Below are 15,384 nucleotides of genomic sequence, written 5' to 3'. Positions count from 1 at the left end.
TTTTGCCGTGGTCAACGTGACCGATGGTGCCGACGTTCACGTGCGGCTTGGTCCGTTCGAATTTTTCCTTTGCCATTCTAGACTCCTAAGATCCTAACGATATTGAAAATTACCAGGCACACCTGACGGTCGAGAAAGCCGACAGCCGTTTAAATTCTGGTGCCCTTGACGTGGATTGAACACGTGGCCTCTCCCTTACCAAGGGAGTGCTCTACCACTGAGCTACAAGGGCTTATTTGAAACTGGAGCGGGTGAAGGGAATCGAACCCTCGTCGTAAGCTTGGAAGGCTTCAGCTCTACCATTGAGCTACACCCGCGAGGTACAACTTATTCAATTCGACTTCACGATCCACGCATATTTGGTGGTGGGGGCTGGATTCGAACCAGCGTACTCAGAGAGGGCAGATTTACAGTCTGCTGCCTTTAACCACTCGGCCACCCCACCGCGAAGAACCGCAGAGTATGAAGCACGGACAAACTACTGTCAACTATTGTTTTATCAGAACTGATCTGACTCACACAGTGTCGTTGCTTCGGGGCGTGATTGTAACGACCCAACTGCAAGTCCGCAAGGGTTGTTTGCAACTATGTTTGCAACCCGACCAGCAACGAAAGCGCCACGTATTGACGCCAGAGGCTAGACTGGAGAAAACGAAAAGGGATGAGCATGGCTCGTATACCAGCAGGAAAGACGCGTTGGGGCTGGCCTCGGCTTCTGCTGGCCAGCCTCGTGATCGTCGGCGTCTACGCGGCCATGCGCTTCGTCAGCGACCTGCTCGATCTTCCGGCCGGCTACGCCACGCCGGTCTTCATGCCTGCCGGCGTCGGCTTCGCCATGGTCGTCACCGCCGGCCGGCGCATGCTGCCCGCCATCGCGCTCGGCGCCGCGCTGTTGCACCTGCCCGGCAGCTGGCTGGGCCCGAACGCCGCGCCCGGCCCTGCCGTCACCATGACCATCCTCACCACGCTGGGCTCGGTGCTCCAGGCATGGCTCGGCGCAACATGGTTCCGGCGCCTGGTGCGCCCGTCCCTCGATTCGGCGCGCGACGTCGGATTCTTCCTGGCGCTGGCCCCGCTCACCTGCCTGATCAACGCCACCATCAGCGTCGCCGGGCTTTATGCACTGGATCTGATTCCGGCAAACGAACGCTGGCCGAACTGGATCAACTGGTGGGCCGGCGACACCATCGGCATCCTGCTGGCGTCGCCGCTGGTATGGGTCGCCTGCGGCCGCCCGCGCGAGCTGTGGCGCCGGCGCGCGCCGGTGGTCGCGTTGCCCCTGGTGCTGGCGGCGGGCGCCGTGGTGGCGGTCTACGAACAGGCCGTGAACTGGGAAACCCAGCAGCACCTGCAGCCCTACCGCCTGAAGGCCCAGCAGGTGGCCGACGGCATGCAGGCTGAGCTGAACGAGCACGAACGCTTCGTCGGCACCTTTGCCCGCACCCTCGGCGCCGACGAAAAATACATGGCGCGCGATAAGTTCCTGCGGATCGCCAGGGGCTATGTGGACGGGCGGCGCGACATCGTCGGCCTCAACTGGCTGGTACCCGTCACGCAGGCCGAGCGCCCCGCCTTCGAGGCCTGGATCCGCGCGGAGGTCGATTCCACCTTCCCCGGCCTGCGCGATCTCGGCCCCGGGCGTACGCTGCGCGAGGCCGGCGAGCGTGCGCTGTACCTGCCGATGCTGTACACCTGGCCGCCCGCCAACAGCTACATGCGCGGGATCGACTTCATGACGGCGCCGGCACGCGGCGACGCGGCGCTGCGCGCGCTGCGCGGCGTCGAGCCGGTGGCGACCCCGCCGCTGGAGCTGGTTGCCAAGAACCGAATCGGCATCGTGCTGTTCCGCTCGGTGGGCGAGCCCGGCCGGCCGCCGGTCGGCCTGCTCGGCCTGGTGCTGGATGCGCAGGCCTTCGTCGCCCAGTCGGTGCAGCGCAGCGGCTTCGGCGGCTTCGAGCTCAGCCTGGCCGACGTCACCGACGCGGCGCCGCATGTGCTGGTCGGCGACATCCGGCGGCCGGTGCGCCGCAACGACTACCGGATCGTGCTCTCGTTCGGCGGCCGCAGCTATGCGCTGCGCTTTTCGCCGACCGCCGCCTACATGGAAGAACAGCGCGGCCTGGTCAGCTGGACCGTGCTGACCGCCGGCCTGCTGCTGACCGCGCTGCTGGGCGCGATGCTGCTGCTGACCAGCGGCGAGCGGGCCGCGATCGAGGCCAAGGTGGCCGACCGTACCGCACGCCTGCGCGACCGCGAGGCGCGCCTGCAGGCCATCCTCGACAATGCCGGCGACGCCATCGTCACCGTCGATGCCGGCGGCGTCGTGGTGTCGGCCAACCCGGCCACGGCGGCGCTGTTCGGCTATCCGCAGGCGCACCTGCAGGGCCTGGTTTTCACCACCCTGGTGCCGGGCGCCGGCGACGAGGACGGCAGCGCGCTGCTGGCGCGCCTGGCCGATGCGCCGCCCGACGAGCGCGAACTCGCCGGCATCAACGTCCGCCGCGAACCCTTTCCGCTGGCGGTGTCGGTGTCGAAAGTGGAGCTGCCCGGCGAACGGCTGTACGTCTGCCTCCTGCACGACCTCACCGAGCAGCACCGCTCGCAGGCCGACATCCACCGCCTGGCCCACCACGACCCGCTGACCGGCCTGGAGAACCGCGCCGCGCTCGGCGTGCGGCTGGAGCAGCAGCTGGCCCAGGCGCGCCGCTCGAACCTGCCGCTGGCGGTGCTGTTCATCGACCTCGACCACTTCAAGAAGATCAACGATTCGCTCGGCCACCAAGCCGGCGACCTGCTGCTGGTGGGGGCCAGCGCGCGCATGAAGGACCTGCTGCGCGACGTCGACACCCTGGCCCGCCTGGGCGGCGACGAATTCATCATCGTGCTGGGCGGCCCGCTGACGCCGGACAGCGTGACCGCGGTGGCGGTGCGCCTGGTCGAGTCGCTGCAGCAGCCCTACCACCTGAACGGCATCACCGCGCACAGCGGCGCCAGCGTGGGCGTGGCCCTGTTCCCGGACGACGGCGAGGACGCCGAAACCCTGGTGCGCCACGCCGACATGGCGATGTATGCCGCCAAGCGTGACGGCCGCGGCAATTTCCGCTTCTTCTCGCCGGCCATGAACGCCGCCACCCACGAGCACCTGATGCTGGAAAACCGGATGTGGGCGGCGCTCGAACACGGCGGCTTCGAGGTGCACCTGCAGGCCCAGGTCGCGCTCGACACCGGGCGCGTGATCGGCGCCGAAGCCCTGCTGCGCTGGCACGATCCGGAGCTGGGCAATATCGATCCCGACCGCTTCATCCCGATCGCCGAGGAGTCCGGCCTGATCCTGCCGCTCGGCGACTGGGTGCTGGGGCGCGCCATGGCCCAGCTGGCCGAATGGCAGCGCGAAGGGCTCGGCGGGCTGCGGCTGGCGGTCAACCTGTCGGCGCGCCAGTTCGGCGGCGGCTCCCTGCTGGCACGCCTGGACCAGCTGCTGGTCCAGCATCCGATCGACCCGTCGCGGCTGGAGCTGGAGATCACCGAGACGGCCGCCATGCGCGACCCGGAAAACACCCGCGCCCTGCTGCGCCAGCTGCGCGCACGCGGCTTCAAGCTGGCGATCGACGACTTCGGCACCGGCTATTCCTCGCTGGCCTACCTGAAGCTGTTCGCGATCGACCGCATCAAGATCGACCGCGGCTTCGTGAAGGACATCGAGAACGACCCGAACGACGCCGCGATCGTCGGCGCGACGATCGGGCTGGCCCATTCGCTGGGTTTATCGGTGGTGGCGGAAGGGGTGGAGACGGAGGCGCAATGGGGCTTCCTGCGCGACAAGCACAGCGACGAAGCCCAGGGCTACCTGTTCGGCCGGCCGATGCCGGCGCGCGAGTTCGGCGACTTCGTCAGGGCGCAAGCGCAGACAGTACCTGGCCCTTGAGCGCCTTGATCAGCGAGGTTTCGTCGGCCGGCACGCCTTCCGGCGCGGTGTGGATGCGGTCGGCATAGAACAGGCCGAGCTGGGCCTGCCCTACCACCAGCGGCAGCACGATGAAGCTCTTCGCATCCGGCAGCAGCTGGCGGTGCCAGGCCGGCAGCAGGTCGCGGATCTTCGGGCTGGCGGCGTCCGAGATCATCAGGTCGGCATTGTTCGCCATCGCCAGCAGGAACAGGTCGCGGCTCGCGGCGCCCGCGGCCGGCGCCGACGGGAACGCGAAGCCCGCCTGGGTGGCGGACTTGTCGGCGCCGAAGGACACGCGGGCGCGGTACTGGCCGCTCCTGACGTCCTTCAGGACCACGGTGGCGAAGCGGAAGCCCATCGCCGTGTAGAGCGTCTCCAGCACGGCCAGCACCACATCGTTGACCTTGTGCTGGCCGGAGGCGCGCATCTGGGTCACGTCCTGCACCCCGGCCAGCAGCAGCTCGCGCGCATTGCGCGGCTTGCCGCTCGGGTAGCTGCCCTGCTCGTCCTCGCCGGCGCCCAGGGTGGCCAGCAGCAGCACGTTGGGCAGGCCGTCGCCCTCGCTTTCCTCGCGGCGCGGCACCGGTTCCAGGTTCATGCTCTGCAGCAGGCCGGTCATCTCCTGGGCCACCGCCTCGAACAGTTCGTCGAGCTGGGCGCCGTCGATGTTCAGCGCATGGCCGTAGCGCTCCAGCAGGGCCTGGGCTTCCGCCGTGCCGCGCGGATCGCCGGCTTTCGCCAGCAGGCGCGCCACGTCCAGGCTGAACGAAGCCACCTGGCGCATCCACTCGCCGCGGTTGAGCGCCACTTTCAGCGTGCCCTCCGGCAGCGGGCGCTGGGCGCGCATGATCACGTCCGGGATCTTCCATTCGCCCAGCACCGCCTCGGACAGCGCGTCGTAGCTGCAGCCCAGGATCATCTGGGCCGCCTGGCCGAGCTTGTGCTTGCCGGAGGCGACCAGCAGCCCGATCTCGCGGTAGCGCTCGTGCTCGTGGGAAGCCACCAGCAGCGGCCCCAGGTTCTTGAACAGGGCGCCGATCGACGCTTCCTCGGCGCCCTGGTAAAAGCTGTGGCGCGCCATTTCGCGTCCGACCAGGCTGGCGCACAGCGAGGCTTCCAGTTCCATGCGCACGCTCCAGGCATGGTCGCTGCTGGCCAGCGCGTCTACCAGCAGCATCGCCAGCGCGGTGGTCTTGACGTTGTCGAAGCCCAGCAGCGAGATGGCGCGCGAGATCGTGGTGACGGCGGTGCCGGAGGCGGTACGGTACTTGACGGTGTTGGCCAGGCGCAGGATGCGCTGGGTGAGCGCGACGTCGGACAGCACGTAATAGGCCAGCGCATGGGTACCTTCGTCGTCCGAGGACGCCATCTGGACCACGCGCGCCACCGAGCTGCCGAGCGCGAACATGTCTTCGTCGCCGCAGACCTTGTTCAGGAGCGCGGCGCGGACCCGGCGGCCGTCGGCATATCGGTCGGAAGCGTCGGCCGGCTCCGGCGCGGCGGGAGGTACTGCTTTCATCGTCTCTTATCCGGCTTTCTTCTGCTGCGAGGCGCGCGGCCCCTTGTTATACTTCTTGAGCACCTGCTGGTGCAGGCCGGCCAGCGCCGGCAGTTTCGGGTTGACCGGATCCAGGCGGCGCACGCCGGCGATGTAGGCGATCGCCTGCTGGCCCAGGCGCTCGTCCCAGCCGCCGTTGTCGAGGGCCTTCAGCACCGCCAGGGCGGCATTGAACACCACCTGCGGGTTGTCCGGCAGCTTGCCGACCGCTTCCTGCATCATCGCCACCGCGCCCTTGAAGTCGCCCTCTTTCGCCCTGGCGGCGCCGCTGGCGACCAGGTCGACCACCTGCTGGCGGCTTTCCCTGGCCAGCTGCTGGGCCAGGTCGCCGCGGCCGGCCTTCTCGAATACCGCCATCGCGCGGCTCATGGCGGCGCCGTTCTGGGCGTTGCGCATCACTTCGCGCATCACCTCGGCCGCGCCCTCTTCCATATTGTTCTCGATCGCCACCCGCGCCAGCTCCAGCTTCAGGTCGGGCGCCAGCGCGGGCGTCTCCTTGCTGGCGGCCAGCGCGGCCAGCAGGGACTCGTTCAGGCGCGGCTCGTTGCCGGTGTATTCGTGCACCATGCTGGACGCGATCGCGCTGCACAGCGCCGTGCCCTTCTGGAAGGCCATCGACTTGTCGAGGTCGCGGATCACGGCGGCCGCCTGCACCGGATCGCCCTTGCGCACCAGGGTCTGCACCAGGCGCACGTGGTCTTGCGGATCCTTGAATTCCGAATACTTGACCTTGCTGACGACCTGCTTGAGCACCTTCTCGGCGGTATCGTGGTCGCCCGCTTCGAGCGCGGTCTCGCCCAGCTTGCGCAGGCGCCGCACCGCATGCGGGGACACCGCGACGGCGTCGCCCAGCACCGCCTGCGCCTTGTCCAGCTCGCCGACCGCCTCGTGGGTGCGGGCCAGCCAGTCGTAGGCGTCGACGAAGTTCTTGTTGCTCTCGACCAGGTCTTCGAGGAGGTCCTGGGCTTCCTCGAAGCGCTCGCGCAGGAACAGGGTCTTGGCCAGGCCCAGGCGCGCCCAGGCGATCGCCCTGGCGTCGATCAGGCGCCGGTAGATCGGCTCGGCCTGGTCGGCTTCGCCGAGGAACATGTGCAGCTCGGCGCGCAGGCGCATGAAGTCGATCATGTGGCGCGGATGCTTTTCCTCGCCCTCGAGGCAGGCGTCGATCGCCTCTTGCTGGCTGCCGGACTCCATCAGTTCGTACACCGGCAGGAACACGTTGCGCTTGTCCAGCGCGCGGGCGATGCGCTCGAGCAGGCGGTCGGCGGTGAAGGGCTTCAGGATATAGTCGGTGGGCGCGAGCTCGGCGGCGCTGACGACCTTGCCGTAGTCGCCTTCGGCGGTCACCATGAAGAACATGGTCGCCAGCGGCATCAGCTTGTGGTGGCGCACGTCCTCGAGCAGCTGCTGGCCGTCCTGGCCGCCCTCCAGCGCGTATTCGCACAGCACCAGGTCGTACTGCTTCAGCCCGAGGTGCTTGACCGCCTGGTTGGAGCTGGCCGCATGGTCGACCTTGCTCAAGCCGCACATGGTCAGCATGTTATGGATCGTCGCCCGCATCCCGGCATGCGGCTCGATGATCAAGGCGGTCAGCCCGTCTAGTTCGTTCATATCCCGGTTTTTTCCGATGTGCCTGCGTATGGGCATGCGGGCTCCGTTGGCCCGCGGCTATCCGAGTATATTACGTCCAGGGAACAAAATACTTAAATTTACGGCCGGGCAGCGACATGCAGTGTCCCGGAAAACCACACTTCGACGGCTGCCGGCGGGAAGGCTCAGCGCGCGGCGGCCTGGCGCAAGGCGGCGCGGCGGCCGTTCGTGCATTCGGCGCGCGAGGCGCCCATCAGGATGTTCTGGTAGCGCACCTCGTACTTGCCGGCCGAGAGCTTGTCGACCAGGAACTTGGCGCGCCCCAGCACATAGGCATGGCGTACGTTCGAGCGGCGGTCCAGGTCGTAGATCTTGACCAGCACCGGCGACGGGTTGTTGCTGTTGTCGACCAGGATCTGCATTTCTTCGCCCTGGTTGCCGACCGGGTAGCCGTCGATATAGCCGGACTGGGCCGGCCACGGATCGCCATTCGGCGAGACCTGGCTCTGCAGGTCGGTATCGCAGTCGGGCGCGCGCGCCGGCACCACCAGCTGGGTCACGCCGAGGGCCTTGATGTCGGGCGGCGCATCGGCCTGGCCCGCCGGACGGGCCCAGCCGTCGTTGCTGGTATCGGCGCCCAGCGGATCGGGCGGGGAATCCGGTGCGCTCGCGCTGGCGCTGGCGCCGTTGGTCGCGGGCGGCTTGCCGGCCCAGGCCAGCGCGGACGGCAATACCTTGGGCGGATCGATGAATACCGCGGTCAATGCCACCCCGGCCGCAAAGAAAGCCAGCATCCCGCCCCACCAGCGCGGCGCGAGCAGGAAGCGCCAGCGCGCCGGCGCTTCGACCTGGCGCGGCTCCCACTGCGCTTCGCCACGCTGCTTTTCGCGGCCCTCGTCGCCATGGCTGCTTTCCAGCCACTCGACTTCCCATTCTTCGGAGGCGATCCAGTCGTCGTGCTCCTTGCGGCGCACGGGGTCGGACAGGATGTTGTAGGCGGTATTGACGATCGCCATGATGCGGGCGGCGCGCTCGTCGCCCGGGTTCTTGTCGGGATGGTATTTCTGGCTGAGCGCCTTGTAGGCCGCACGAATGACTTCCTGCGGCGCGTGACGCGACACTTTCAGGTTGTCATAGTGGGTGTGGATTTTGGCCATAAGGTCAGCATAGCCGGGTTTGTATCCGGCGCGCAAGATGTCAAAATCTTAAAGCTTGTGAGATCGATCGGCGCGCACGATTGCCGGGTCGAGCTCGACGCCTTTGCCGACCAGCAGCACCTTGAACAGCTCCCCCATCTCGGCCGGCGACACCAGTTTCTGCACCGCTTTCGACTGCGGCAGGTAGCGCAGCGCGTCCTCGGGATCGGTGCGCAGCAGCAGTTCGCCGATGCCGGCCGCCAGCAGGAAGGACGCCTGGTTCATGTAGCCGAGCACGTCCAGGCCGGCATCCTGGGCGGCCAGCGCCATGGCGGTGAAGTCGACGTGGGCGGTGATGTCCTGCAGGCCGGGCAGGTAGAACGGGTCCGGATGCGCATGGTGGCGGTAGTGGCACATCAGGGTGCCGCTGCTGCGCTCGTCGAAATAGTATTCGTGGGCCGGGAAGCCGTAGTCGAACAGGATCGCCGCGCCCTTGCCATTCTGGAACATCGCGGCCAGCGAGCGCATAAAGCCGCAGGCCACCGGATGCAGCTCGGTCAGGTAGCCGTCCTGCAGCTGGGCGGCCTCGGGAATCTGGCGCGCGACCTGTTCCAGCAGCGCGGCATCCGCCTGGCCCGGAATCAATGTAAAAGCGCCGCCGGCGATGGTGACGTACTGGCGGCTCCAGCTTGCCCCCTCCTTCATGACCAGCTCGACCGGCATGGCGTCCAGCACCTCGTTGGCCAGCACCACGCCGTGGAAGGCGTCCGGGAAGCCGTTCAGCCAGCGCACCTGCGGGAAATCCTTCAGCGCTTCCTGCTGGCGCGCCCGCAGCTCGCCCGACAGTTCGATGATCGTGTAGCTGTCGACGGCCACGCCGAGCGCGGCCAGTTCGGTGAGCACGTCGCGCGCCAGCTTGCCGGTGCCGGCGCCGAATTCGATGATGTTGGGGCCACTTTGGGCCATAATAGCGGCGCTTGCCCGCGCCAGCGTGGCGCCGAACAGCGGACTGATCTCGGGCGCGGTGGTAAAGTCGCCGTCCCTGCCCAGCTTGGCCGCACCGCCGCTGTAATAACCCAGGTTGGGCGCGTACAGCGCGAGTTCCATGAAGCGCGAAAACGGGATGGCGCCGCCTTGTTCGGCGATCTCGGCAGCGATCAGGCGCTGCAGGGCTTGGGACGCGGCCAGCGCGTCGCTATTCGGTGCGGGTAGAGACATCCGGCCATTGTAGGACATATCACGTAGAACATGACAGACACCGCTTCCAACGCCCAGCCGCCCCACGCGAACCGGGCCCGCGTGGCCCTGGTGACGGGCGCCGGGCGCCGCATCGGACGGGAAATCGCCCTCGGCATGGCCCGGGCCGGCTGGGACGTGGCCGTCCATTACCGCGCCTCGCAGGCCGAGGCCGAAGACGTCGTGCACGCGATCCGCGCGCTCGGCCGGCGCGCCGTGGCGCTGCAGGCCGACCTGGCCAACGAACACGCCGTGCGCGCGCTGCCGCGCGAGACCGTCCACCTGCTGGGCGCCCTGGATTGCATCGTGAACAACGCTTCGTTGTTCGAATACGACAAGCCGGATGCGTTTTCGCCAAGCCTGCTGGCGGCCCACATGCAGTGCAACCTGGCCGCGCCGCTGCTGCTGGCGCAGGAACTGCACGCCCTCGTGCCGGAAGGCGGCCAGGCCGTGGTGGTCAACCTGCTCGACCAGAAACTGTACAATCTCAACCCGGATTTTTTGTCGTACACGCTGTCCAAATCGGCACTGCACACGGCGACGACGATGCTGGCCCAGGCCCTGGCGCCGAAGCTGCGCGTGGTCGGCGTCGCCCCCGGCATTACGATGGTGTCGGGCGACCAGACCGAGGACGGCTTCGAGCGCGCCCACCAGGTCACGCCGCTGGGGCGCTCGTCCACCCCGCAGGACATCGTCGATGCCGTCTGTTATGCGGCGAATGCACGCGCCCTGACCGGCACCACCCTGCTCGTCGATGGCGGCCAGCACCTGGTGCCGCTCGAGCGCGACGTGATGTTTTTAACTAAATAAAAGGTTTCTATGTTGTCCGCCCTGTCCCACCCGCAGCTGCGCGATTGCCGCCGGCTGTTCCTGCGCAATTACGAAGTCATGATCAACATCGGCGTGCACGACTTCGAGAAGAAGGGCGAGCAGCGCGTCCTGATCAATGTCGAACTGTACATCCCGCTGGCGATGTCGACCCCGAAGGACGACCAGCTGCACGAAGTGGTGGACTACGACTTCATGCGCGAGACCATCGCCAGGCGCATCGCCCAGGGCCACGTGCACCTGCAGGAAACGCTGTGCGACGACGTGGTGAAGGCCATGCTGGCCCACCCGCGCGTGCGCGCGGCCGGCGTGTCGACCATGAAACCGGACGTGTACCCCGACTGCGAAGGCGTGGGCGTCGAAGTATTCCAGATCAAGGATGAAGCATGAGTGAAGTAGTAATGGAGCAACAGGCCGACAAGCAGGCCGAGAAAGTCGCGTACGAGAACAACAAGCTGCACAAGCGCCTGTGCCGCCTGGTCGGCCAGGCGATCGGCGATTTCAACATGATCGAGGACGGCGACAAGGTCATGGTCTGCCTGTCGGGCGGCAAGGACAGCTATGCCCTGCTCGACATCCTGATGACCCTGCGCGAGCGCGCGCCGATCAAGTTCGAACTGGTCGCCGTCAACCTCGACCAGAAACAGCCGAACTTCCCGGCCGAGGTGCTGCCGGCCTACCTGGAAAAGCTGGGCATCCCCTTCCACATCGAGAACCAGGACACCTACAGCATCGTCAAGCGCCTGATCCCGGAAGGCAAGACCACCTGCTCGCTGTGCTCGCGCCTTCGCCGCGGCATCCTGTACCGCGTGGCGGACGAACTGGGCTGCAACAAGATCGCCCTGGGCCATCACCGCGACGACATCCTCGAGACCTTCTTCCTGAACATGTTCTTCGGCGCGAAGATCAAGGGCATGCCGGCCAAGCTGGTCTCCGACGACGGCAAGCACATGGTGATCCGCCCGCTGGCCTACGTGAAGGAAGCCGACACCGAGCGTTACGCCGAGGTCAAGGGCTTCCCGATCATCCCGTGCGACCTGTGCGGCTCCCAGGAAAACCTGCAGCGCAAGCAGATCAAGGCGATGCTGCGCGACTGGGAAAAGAAGCATCCGGGCCGCGTGGAAAACATCTTCTCGTCCCTGAGCACGGTGGTGCCGTCGCACCTGATGGACCGCGACCTGTTCGGCTTCGTCGACCTCAAGACGGACGGCGTGGCGAACCCGAACGGCGACATCGCCTTCGACGAAGAGCCTTGCTCGACGCCGTCCACGGTGCCGGGCACCATCCCGCTGCAACCCCTGTAAATCCTGTTCACGGAGACCTTCGATGCCTACCTTCCGCCGACTGCTGTGCGCCACGCTGGCGACGCTGACCCTGCTGCCCGGCCTGGCCGCGGCGGAGCCCAGCGCCATCTATCTCGTGCGCCACGCCGAGAAGGCGGCGGAAGGCAAGGATCCGGAACTGACGCCGCAGGGCCAGGCGCGCGCGCAGCAGCTCGCCGCGATCCTGCGCCGGGCCGGCATCACGGCCATCTTCAGCACGCCGACCGCGCGCACCCAGCAGACCGCCGCGCCGCTGGCGCAGCGCACCGGCCTGACGGTCCAGCTGTACGACCCGCGCACGCCGAAGGCGCTGGTCGAGAAGGTGCGCGCCTTGACCGGCGCGGTGATGGTGGTCGGGCACTCGAACACGCTGCCGGAACTGGTGAAACTGTTCGGCGGCGCGCCCGGCACGGACATCGCCGACGATGAATTCGACCGGCTGTACCTGCTGCTGCCCGGCGCGGAGGGGCAGGTGAAAACCATCCTGCTCGGCACCCCTTAAGGGATTTTCGGCTCCGGCAGCAACAGGTGCAGGCAGAGGATCGCCGCCGGCACCGCCAGGGCCACGAAACCCGCCGCGCGGAACGCGAAGGCGCCCGCCGCGCAGCCCAGCGCGAACGCCAGCACCGGCCAGAAGAACTTGGCGCAGCGCGCACGCGTTGCCGCATCGGCCGCGCCGCGCAGGCGGTCGACCGTGTCGATCACGAGCTGGGTGACGTTCCCGGTCATCATCGAAGTCGGCGCCAGGTGGCTCAGCAGCAGCTTGCTGGCGGCGCTGTGTGCGCCCATCGCGGCCGCGCCCAGCAGGCCCGCCAGCATCGCCAGCGCGCCTACATGCCGGCCGACCGGCTCGGCCAGCATCCCGCACACCATGAAGCCCAGCAGCAGCACCAGTTGCAGCAGGTAGGCCGGCTTGACGGCGCCGACGCCGCGCCGCTCGCAGCCCGCCACCAGCAGCCTGGCCGCCGCCACGCCCAGGATGAAGGCCGGGAAGGCCAGCAGCTTCAATAGCGACGGCGTCTGCGTGGGATCGGCCATCGATACCGCGATCAGCACGAAGTTGCCGGTGACGTGGGCGGTGAACAGGCCGAACAGCGCGATGAAGCCGAAGGTATCGACATAGCCGGCCAGGAAGCCCATGCCCACGCCCTGCAGGCGCTGGAATCGTTGCGCGTCCATGATCAGAACGCGAAGCAGCTGCAGCCGAACGCGCCCCAGAAGCCGCCAACATCCGACACCGGGACGTTCGACTTGCGGGCCTTGTCGTGCTGGTGGGCGTGCACGCCGCAGGGACCGCTGCACTGATGGGGCAGCGCGGCATGCGGTTGGGGAGCGGCCCGGCGCCAGTGACCCGGCACTGTCCGGGCCGGCGACCACTCGGGCAGGACCGGGATCGGCGGCGGCCCCAGGCTGGTGAACTCGGCGGCGCCGTAGACGATCTCGCCGCCGACCACGGTCAGCACCGATTCGATCGCCTTGATCTCTTCCTCGGGCACGCTGAAGAAGTCATCCGAAAGCACCGCCAGGTCGGCCAGCATGCCCTCCTGGATCCGGCCCTTGCGGCCCTGCTCGTTGGAGAACCAGGCGCTGCCGGAAGTCCACAGTTCGAGCGCGACCTCGCGCGGCAGGTGCCCGTCATCGCCGTACAGCGGCAGGCCGCCGACGGTGCGCCCGGTCACCAGCCAGTACAGCGCCGTCCACGGGTTGTAGCTGGCCACGCGGGTCGCGTCGGTGCCGGCGCCGACCGGCACGCCCAGCTCCAGCATCTGCCGGACCGGCGGGGTGGCGCGCGCCGCTTCGGCACCGTAGCGCTCGACGAAGTACTCGCCCTGGAAGGCCATGCGGTGCTGGATGGCGATGCCGCCGCCGAGCGCCCGCACGCGCTCGATATTATGCTGGCTGATGGTCTCGCAATGGTCGAACATCCAGTGCAGGCCGTCGAAGGGAATGTCGCGGTTCACCTTTTCGAACACGTCGAGCATGCGCGTGATCGATTCGTCGTAGGTGGCGTGCAGGCGGAACGGCCAGCGGTTCGCGACCAGGTGCCGCACCACCTTCTCCAGCTCGTCCTCCATGCCGGCCGCCAGCTCGGGGCGCGGCTCTAGGAAGTCCTCGAAGTCGGCCGCCGAGAACACCAGCATCTCGCCGGCGCCGTTGTGGCGGTAGTAGTCGCTGCCCTGCCCCGGCGTCACCATCCTGGTCCAGCGCTGGAAGTCTTCCAGCTCCTGGCCCTTGTTCTGGGTGAACAGGTTGTAGGCGATGCGGATGGTCAGCTGCCGGTTGCGGTCGAGCTCCTCGATGACGGAATAATCCTCGGGGTAGTTCTGGAAGCCGCCGCCGGCGTCGATCGCGCTGGTGATGCCGAGGCGGTTCAGCTCGCGCATGAACTGGCGCGTCGAATTCACTTGCAGCTCGTAGGGCAGTTTCGGCCCCTTGGCCAGGGTCGCGTACAGGATCATCGCGTTGGGCCGCGCGATCAGCATGCCGGTCGGGTTGCCGGCCGCGTCGCGCTGGATCTCGCCGCCCGGCGGATTCGGCGTGTCCTTCGTGTAGCCGACGGCGCGCAGGGCGGCGCGGTTGAGCAGCGCGCGGTCGTACAGGTGCAGGACGAACACCGGCGTCTCGGGCGCGGCGGCGTTGATCTCTTCGAGCGTCGGCATGCGCCGCTCGGCAAACTGGAATTCGCTCCAGCCGCCCACCACCCGCACCCACTGCGGATGCGGGGTGCGGTCGGCCTGTTCCTTCAGCATGCGCAGGGCGTCGGCGAGCGAGGGCACGCCTTCCCAGCGCAGCTCGAGGTTGTAGTTCAGTCCACCACGGATCAGGTGCAGGTGCGAATCGTTCAGGCCCGGGATCACGGTGCGGCCGTTCAGGTCGATGACCCGGCTGCCGGCTTCCCTGAAGCGCATCACCTGTTCGGTATCGCCGACGGCCAGGAACCGGCCGTCGCGGATGGCGACCGCGCTGGCTTGCGGCTGCTCGCGGTCCAGGGTGGCGAACCTGCCGTTGACGAGGATGGTGGTGGACTGTGCCTGCATGCTCTTCTCCTGAAGGAATCAGCGGACCGGCGCCGGGACGGGGGCCTGCACTTCGTTGCTGCCGTGGTTGCGGGCCGGAGCCTTGTGCACCATGGTATAGGCATAGTCGACCCCCATGCCATAGGCGCCCGAATGCTCGGTGACGATCTTCATCACGGCATCATAGCTGTCGCGGTGCGCCCAGTCGCGTTGCCACTCGAGCAGCACCTGCTGCCAGGTGACCGGAACGACACCGGCCTGCACCATCCGCTGCATGGCGAAGTCGTGCGCGTCCTTCGAGGTGCCGCCCGAGGCATCGGCCACCATGTAGATCTCGTAGTCGCCTTCGAGCATGGCGGACAGCGCAAAGGTGGTGTTGCAGACTTCGGTCCACAGGCCCGCCACGATGATCTTCCTGCGGCCGTTGGCCTTCAGGGCGTCGCGCACTTTCTGGTCGTCCCAGGAGTTCATCGAGGTGCGTTCGAGAATCTGGTGGTCCGGGAACACGTCGAGGATTTCCGGGTAGGTCTTGCCGGAAAAGGACTCGGTCTCGACGGTGGTGATCACGGTCGGGATGCCGAAGGCCCTGGCGGCCTTGGCCAGGCCGACCACATTGTTCTTCAGGGTCTGGCGGTCGATCGATTGCACGCCGAACGCCATCTGCGGCTGGTGGTCGATGATGATCAGCTGCGAGTTTTGCGGGGTCAGGACTTCGAGTTTCGGGTTGTTCATGATGCGCTCCTTTTATTGG

Annotated in this window: 12 protein-coding genes, 3 tRNA genes and 1 pseudogene; 5 read left to right on the top strand and 11 right to left on the bottom strand. The window is 67.3% G+C overall.

What is annotated here, in order from left to right; all coding sequences use genetic code 11:
- From AC3A6M_RS10255 to AC3A6M_RS10240, 4 genes and pseudogenes are all read right to left on the bottom strand, one after another.
- Window positions 1–76, bottom strand: a pseudogene (locus tag AC3A6M_RS10255) (GTP-binding protein); the annotation flags it as partial.
- Window positions 77–157: 81 nt separating this feature from the next.
- Window positions 158–232, bottom strand: a tRNA-Thr gene (locus AC3A6M_RS10250).
- Window positions 233–243: 11 nt separating this feature from the next.
- Window positions 244–317: transfer RNA gene (locus AC3A6M_RS10245), tRNA-Gly, on the bottom strand.
- A gap of 43 nt (window positions 318–360) precedes the next feature.
- A tRNA-Tyr gene (locus AC3A6M_RS10240) sits at window positions 361–445 on the bottom strand.
- A 222-nt stretch (window positions 446–667) separates the two neighbouring features.
- Here AC3A6M_RS10240 and AC3A6M_RS10235 point away from each other — a divergent pair.
- Window positions 668–3,925, top strand: coding sequence for an EAL domain-containing protein (locus AC3A6M_RS10235; protein ID WP_487852605.1), 3,258 nt, complete (start codon window positions 668–670; stop codon window positions 3,923–3,925).
- Here the strand turns inward: AC3A6M_RS10235 and AC3A6M_RS10230 are convergent.
- From AC3A6M_RS10230 to AC3A6M_RS10215, 4 genes are all read right to left on the bottom strand, one after another.
- Window positions 3,891–5,465 (bottom strand): HDOD domain-containing protein, encoded by a 1,575-nt coding sequence (locus AC3A6M_RS10230; RefSeq protein ID WP_487852604.1) that lies wholly within the window; start codon window positions 5,463–5,465, stop codon window positions 3,891–3,893. The genes AC3A6M_RS10235 and AC3A6M_RS10230 overlap by 35 nt on opposite strands.
- A 6-nt stretch (window positions 5,466–5,471) precedes the next feature.
- Complete coding sequence (locus tag AC3A6M_RS10225; RefSeq protein ID WP_487852603.1) at window positions 5,472–7,115, bottom strand: response regulator; 1,644 nt, start codon at window positions 7,113–7,115, stop codon at window positions 5,472–5,474.
- A gap of 164 nt (window positions 7,116–7,279) precedes the next feature.
- Window positions 7,280–8,251 (bottom strand): J domain-containing protein, encoded by a 972-nt coding sequence (locus AC3A6M_RS10220; protein WP_487852602.1) that lies wholly within the window; start codon window positions 8,249–8,251, stop codon window positions 7,280–7,282.
- A gap of 48 nt (window positions 8,252–8,299) precedes the next feature.
- Entirely contained in the window at window positions 8,300–9,448 is a 1,149-nt protein-coding gene (locus AC3A6M_RS10215; RefSeq protein WP_487852601.1) for a class I SAM-dependent methyltransferase, read from the bottom strand.
- A 30-nt stretch (window positions 9,449–9,478) separates the two neighbouring features.
- Between AC3A6M_RS10215 and AC3A6M_RS10210 the strand changes: the two genes are divergently transcribed.
- From AC3A6M_RS10210 to AC3A6M_RS10195, 4 genes are read left to right on the top strand one after another with little or no spacing between them, the layout of a single operon-like run.
- Window positions 9,479–10,276 carry an SDR family oxidoreductase gene (locus tag AC3A6M_RS10210; protein WP_487852600.1) on the top strand — a complete coding sequence of 266 codons (798 nt, stop codon included), beginning with the start codon at window positions 9,479–9,481 and terminating at the stop codon, window positions 10,274–10,276.
- 9 nt (window positions 10,277–10,285) lie between these two features.
- Window positions 10,286–10,684 carry a dihydroneopterin aldolase gene (locus tag AC3A6M_RS10205; protein ID WP_442124495.1) on the top strand — a complete coding sequence of 133 codons (399 nt, stop codon included), beginning with the start codon at window positions 10,286–10,288 and terminating at the stop codon, window positions 10,682–10,684.
- Window positions 10,681–11,598 carry a tRNA 2-thiocytidine(32) synthetase TtcA gene (ttcA, locus tag AC3A6M_RS10200; RefSeq protein ID WP_487852599.1) on the top strand — a complete coding sequence of 306 codons (918 nt, stop codon included), beginning with the start codon at window positions 10,681–10,683 and terminating at the stop codon, window positions 11,596–11,598. The genes AC3A6M_RS10205 and ttcA overlap by 4 nt, the downstream gene beginning before the upstream one ends.
- A gap of 22 nt (window positions 11,599–11,620) precedes the next feature.
- Window positions 11,621–12,118, top strand: coding sequence for a SixA phosphatase family protein (locus AC3A6M_RS10195; protein ID WP_487852598.1), 498 nt, complete (start codon window positions 11,621–11,623; stop codon window positions 12,116–12,118).
- Here the strand turns inward: AC3A6M_RS10195 and AC3A6M_RS10190 are convergent.
- Genes AC3A6M_RS10190 through AC3A6M_RS10180 form a run of 3 tightly spaced genes read right to left on the bottom strand, consistent with a single transcriptional unit; the run spans window position 12,115 to window position 15,365 of the window.
- Window positions 12,115–12,795, bottom strand: a complete 681-nt coding sequence (locus AC3A6M_RS10190; protein ID WP_487852597.1) for a YoaK family protein — start codon at window positions 12,793–12,795, stop codon at window positions 12,115–12,117. The two genes, AC3A6M_RS10195 and AC3A6M_RS10190, sit on opposite strands and share 4 nt — an antisense overlap.
- A gap of 2 nt (window positions 12,796–12,797) precedes the next feature.
- Window positions 12,798–14,654 carry an amidohydrolase gene (locus AC3A6M_RS10185; protein WP_487852596.1) on the bottom strand — a complete coding sequence of 619 codons (1,857 nt, stop codon included), beginning with the start codon at window positions 14,652–14,654 and terminating at the stop codon, window positions 12,798–12,800.
- Between the two features lie 18 nt (window positions 14,655–14,672).
- Complete coding sequence (locus AC3A6M_RS10180; protein WP_487852595.1) at window positions 14,673–15,365, bottom strand: hydrolase; 693 nt, start codon at window positions 15,363–15,365, stop codon at window positions 14,673–14,675.
- Window positions 15,366–15,384 lie beyond the last annotated feature (19 nt).

The organism is Telluria sp. Soil_C_11, from assembly GCF_057657395.1.
Note: the sequence above shows the minus strand (reverse complement) of the source record. Positions and strands in the feature narration are given on the sequence as shown.

Bases quoted from the DNA above. Each gene is read 5' to 3' on its own strand.
- AC3A6M_RS10230 (WP_487852604.1), bottom strand. From the start codon at position 5,465: ATGAAAGCAGTACCTCCCGCCGCGCCGGAGCCGGCCGACGCTTCCGAC.
- AC3A6M_RS10205 (WP_442124495.1), top strand. From the start codon at position 10,286: ATGTTGTCCGCCCTGTCCCACCCGCAGCTGCGCGATTGCCGCCGGCTG.
- AC3A6M_RS10180 (WP_487852595.1), bottom strand. From the start codon at position 15,365: ATGAACAACCCGAAACTCGAAGTCCTGACCCCGCAAAACTCGCAGCTG.
- AC3A6M_RS10210 (WP_487852600.1), top strand. From the start codon at position 9,479: ATGACAGACACCGCTTCCAACGCCCAGCCGCCCCACGCGAACCGGGCC.
- AC3A6M_RS10235 (WP_487852605.1), top strand. From the start codon at position 668: ATGGCTCGTATACCAGCAGGAAAGACGCGTTGGGGCTGGCCTCGGCTT.
- AC3A6M_RS10225 (WP_487852603.1), bottom strand. From the start codon at position 7,115: ATGAACGAACTAGACGGGCTGACCGCCTTGATCATCGAGCCGCATGCC.
- AC3A6M_RS10190 (WP_487852597.1), bottom strand. From the start codon at position 12,795: ATGGACGCGCAACGATTCCAGCGCCTGCAGGGCGTGGGCATGGGCTTC.
- AC3A6M_RS10195 (WP_487852598.1), top strand. From the start codon at position 11,621: ATGCCTACCTTCCGCCGACTGCTGTGCGCCACGCTGGCGACGCTGACC.
- ttcA (WP_487852599.1), top strand. From the start codon at position 10,681: ATGAGTGAAGTAGTAATGGAGCAACAGGCCGACAAGCAGGCCGAGAAA.
- AC3A6M_RS10220 (WP_487852602.1), bottom strand. From the start codon at position 8,251: ATGGCCAAAATCCACACCCACTATGACAACCTGAAAGTGTCGCGTCAC.
- AC3A6M_RS10215 (WP_487852601.1), bottom strand. From the start codon at position 9,448: ATGTCTCTACCCGCACCGAATAGCGACGCGCTGGCCGCGTCCCAAGCC.
- AC3A6M_RS10185 (WP_487852596.1), bottom strand. From the start codon at position 14,654: ATGCAGGCACAGTCCACCACCATCCTCGTCAACGGCAGGTTCGCCACC.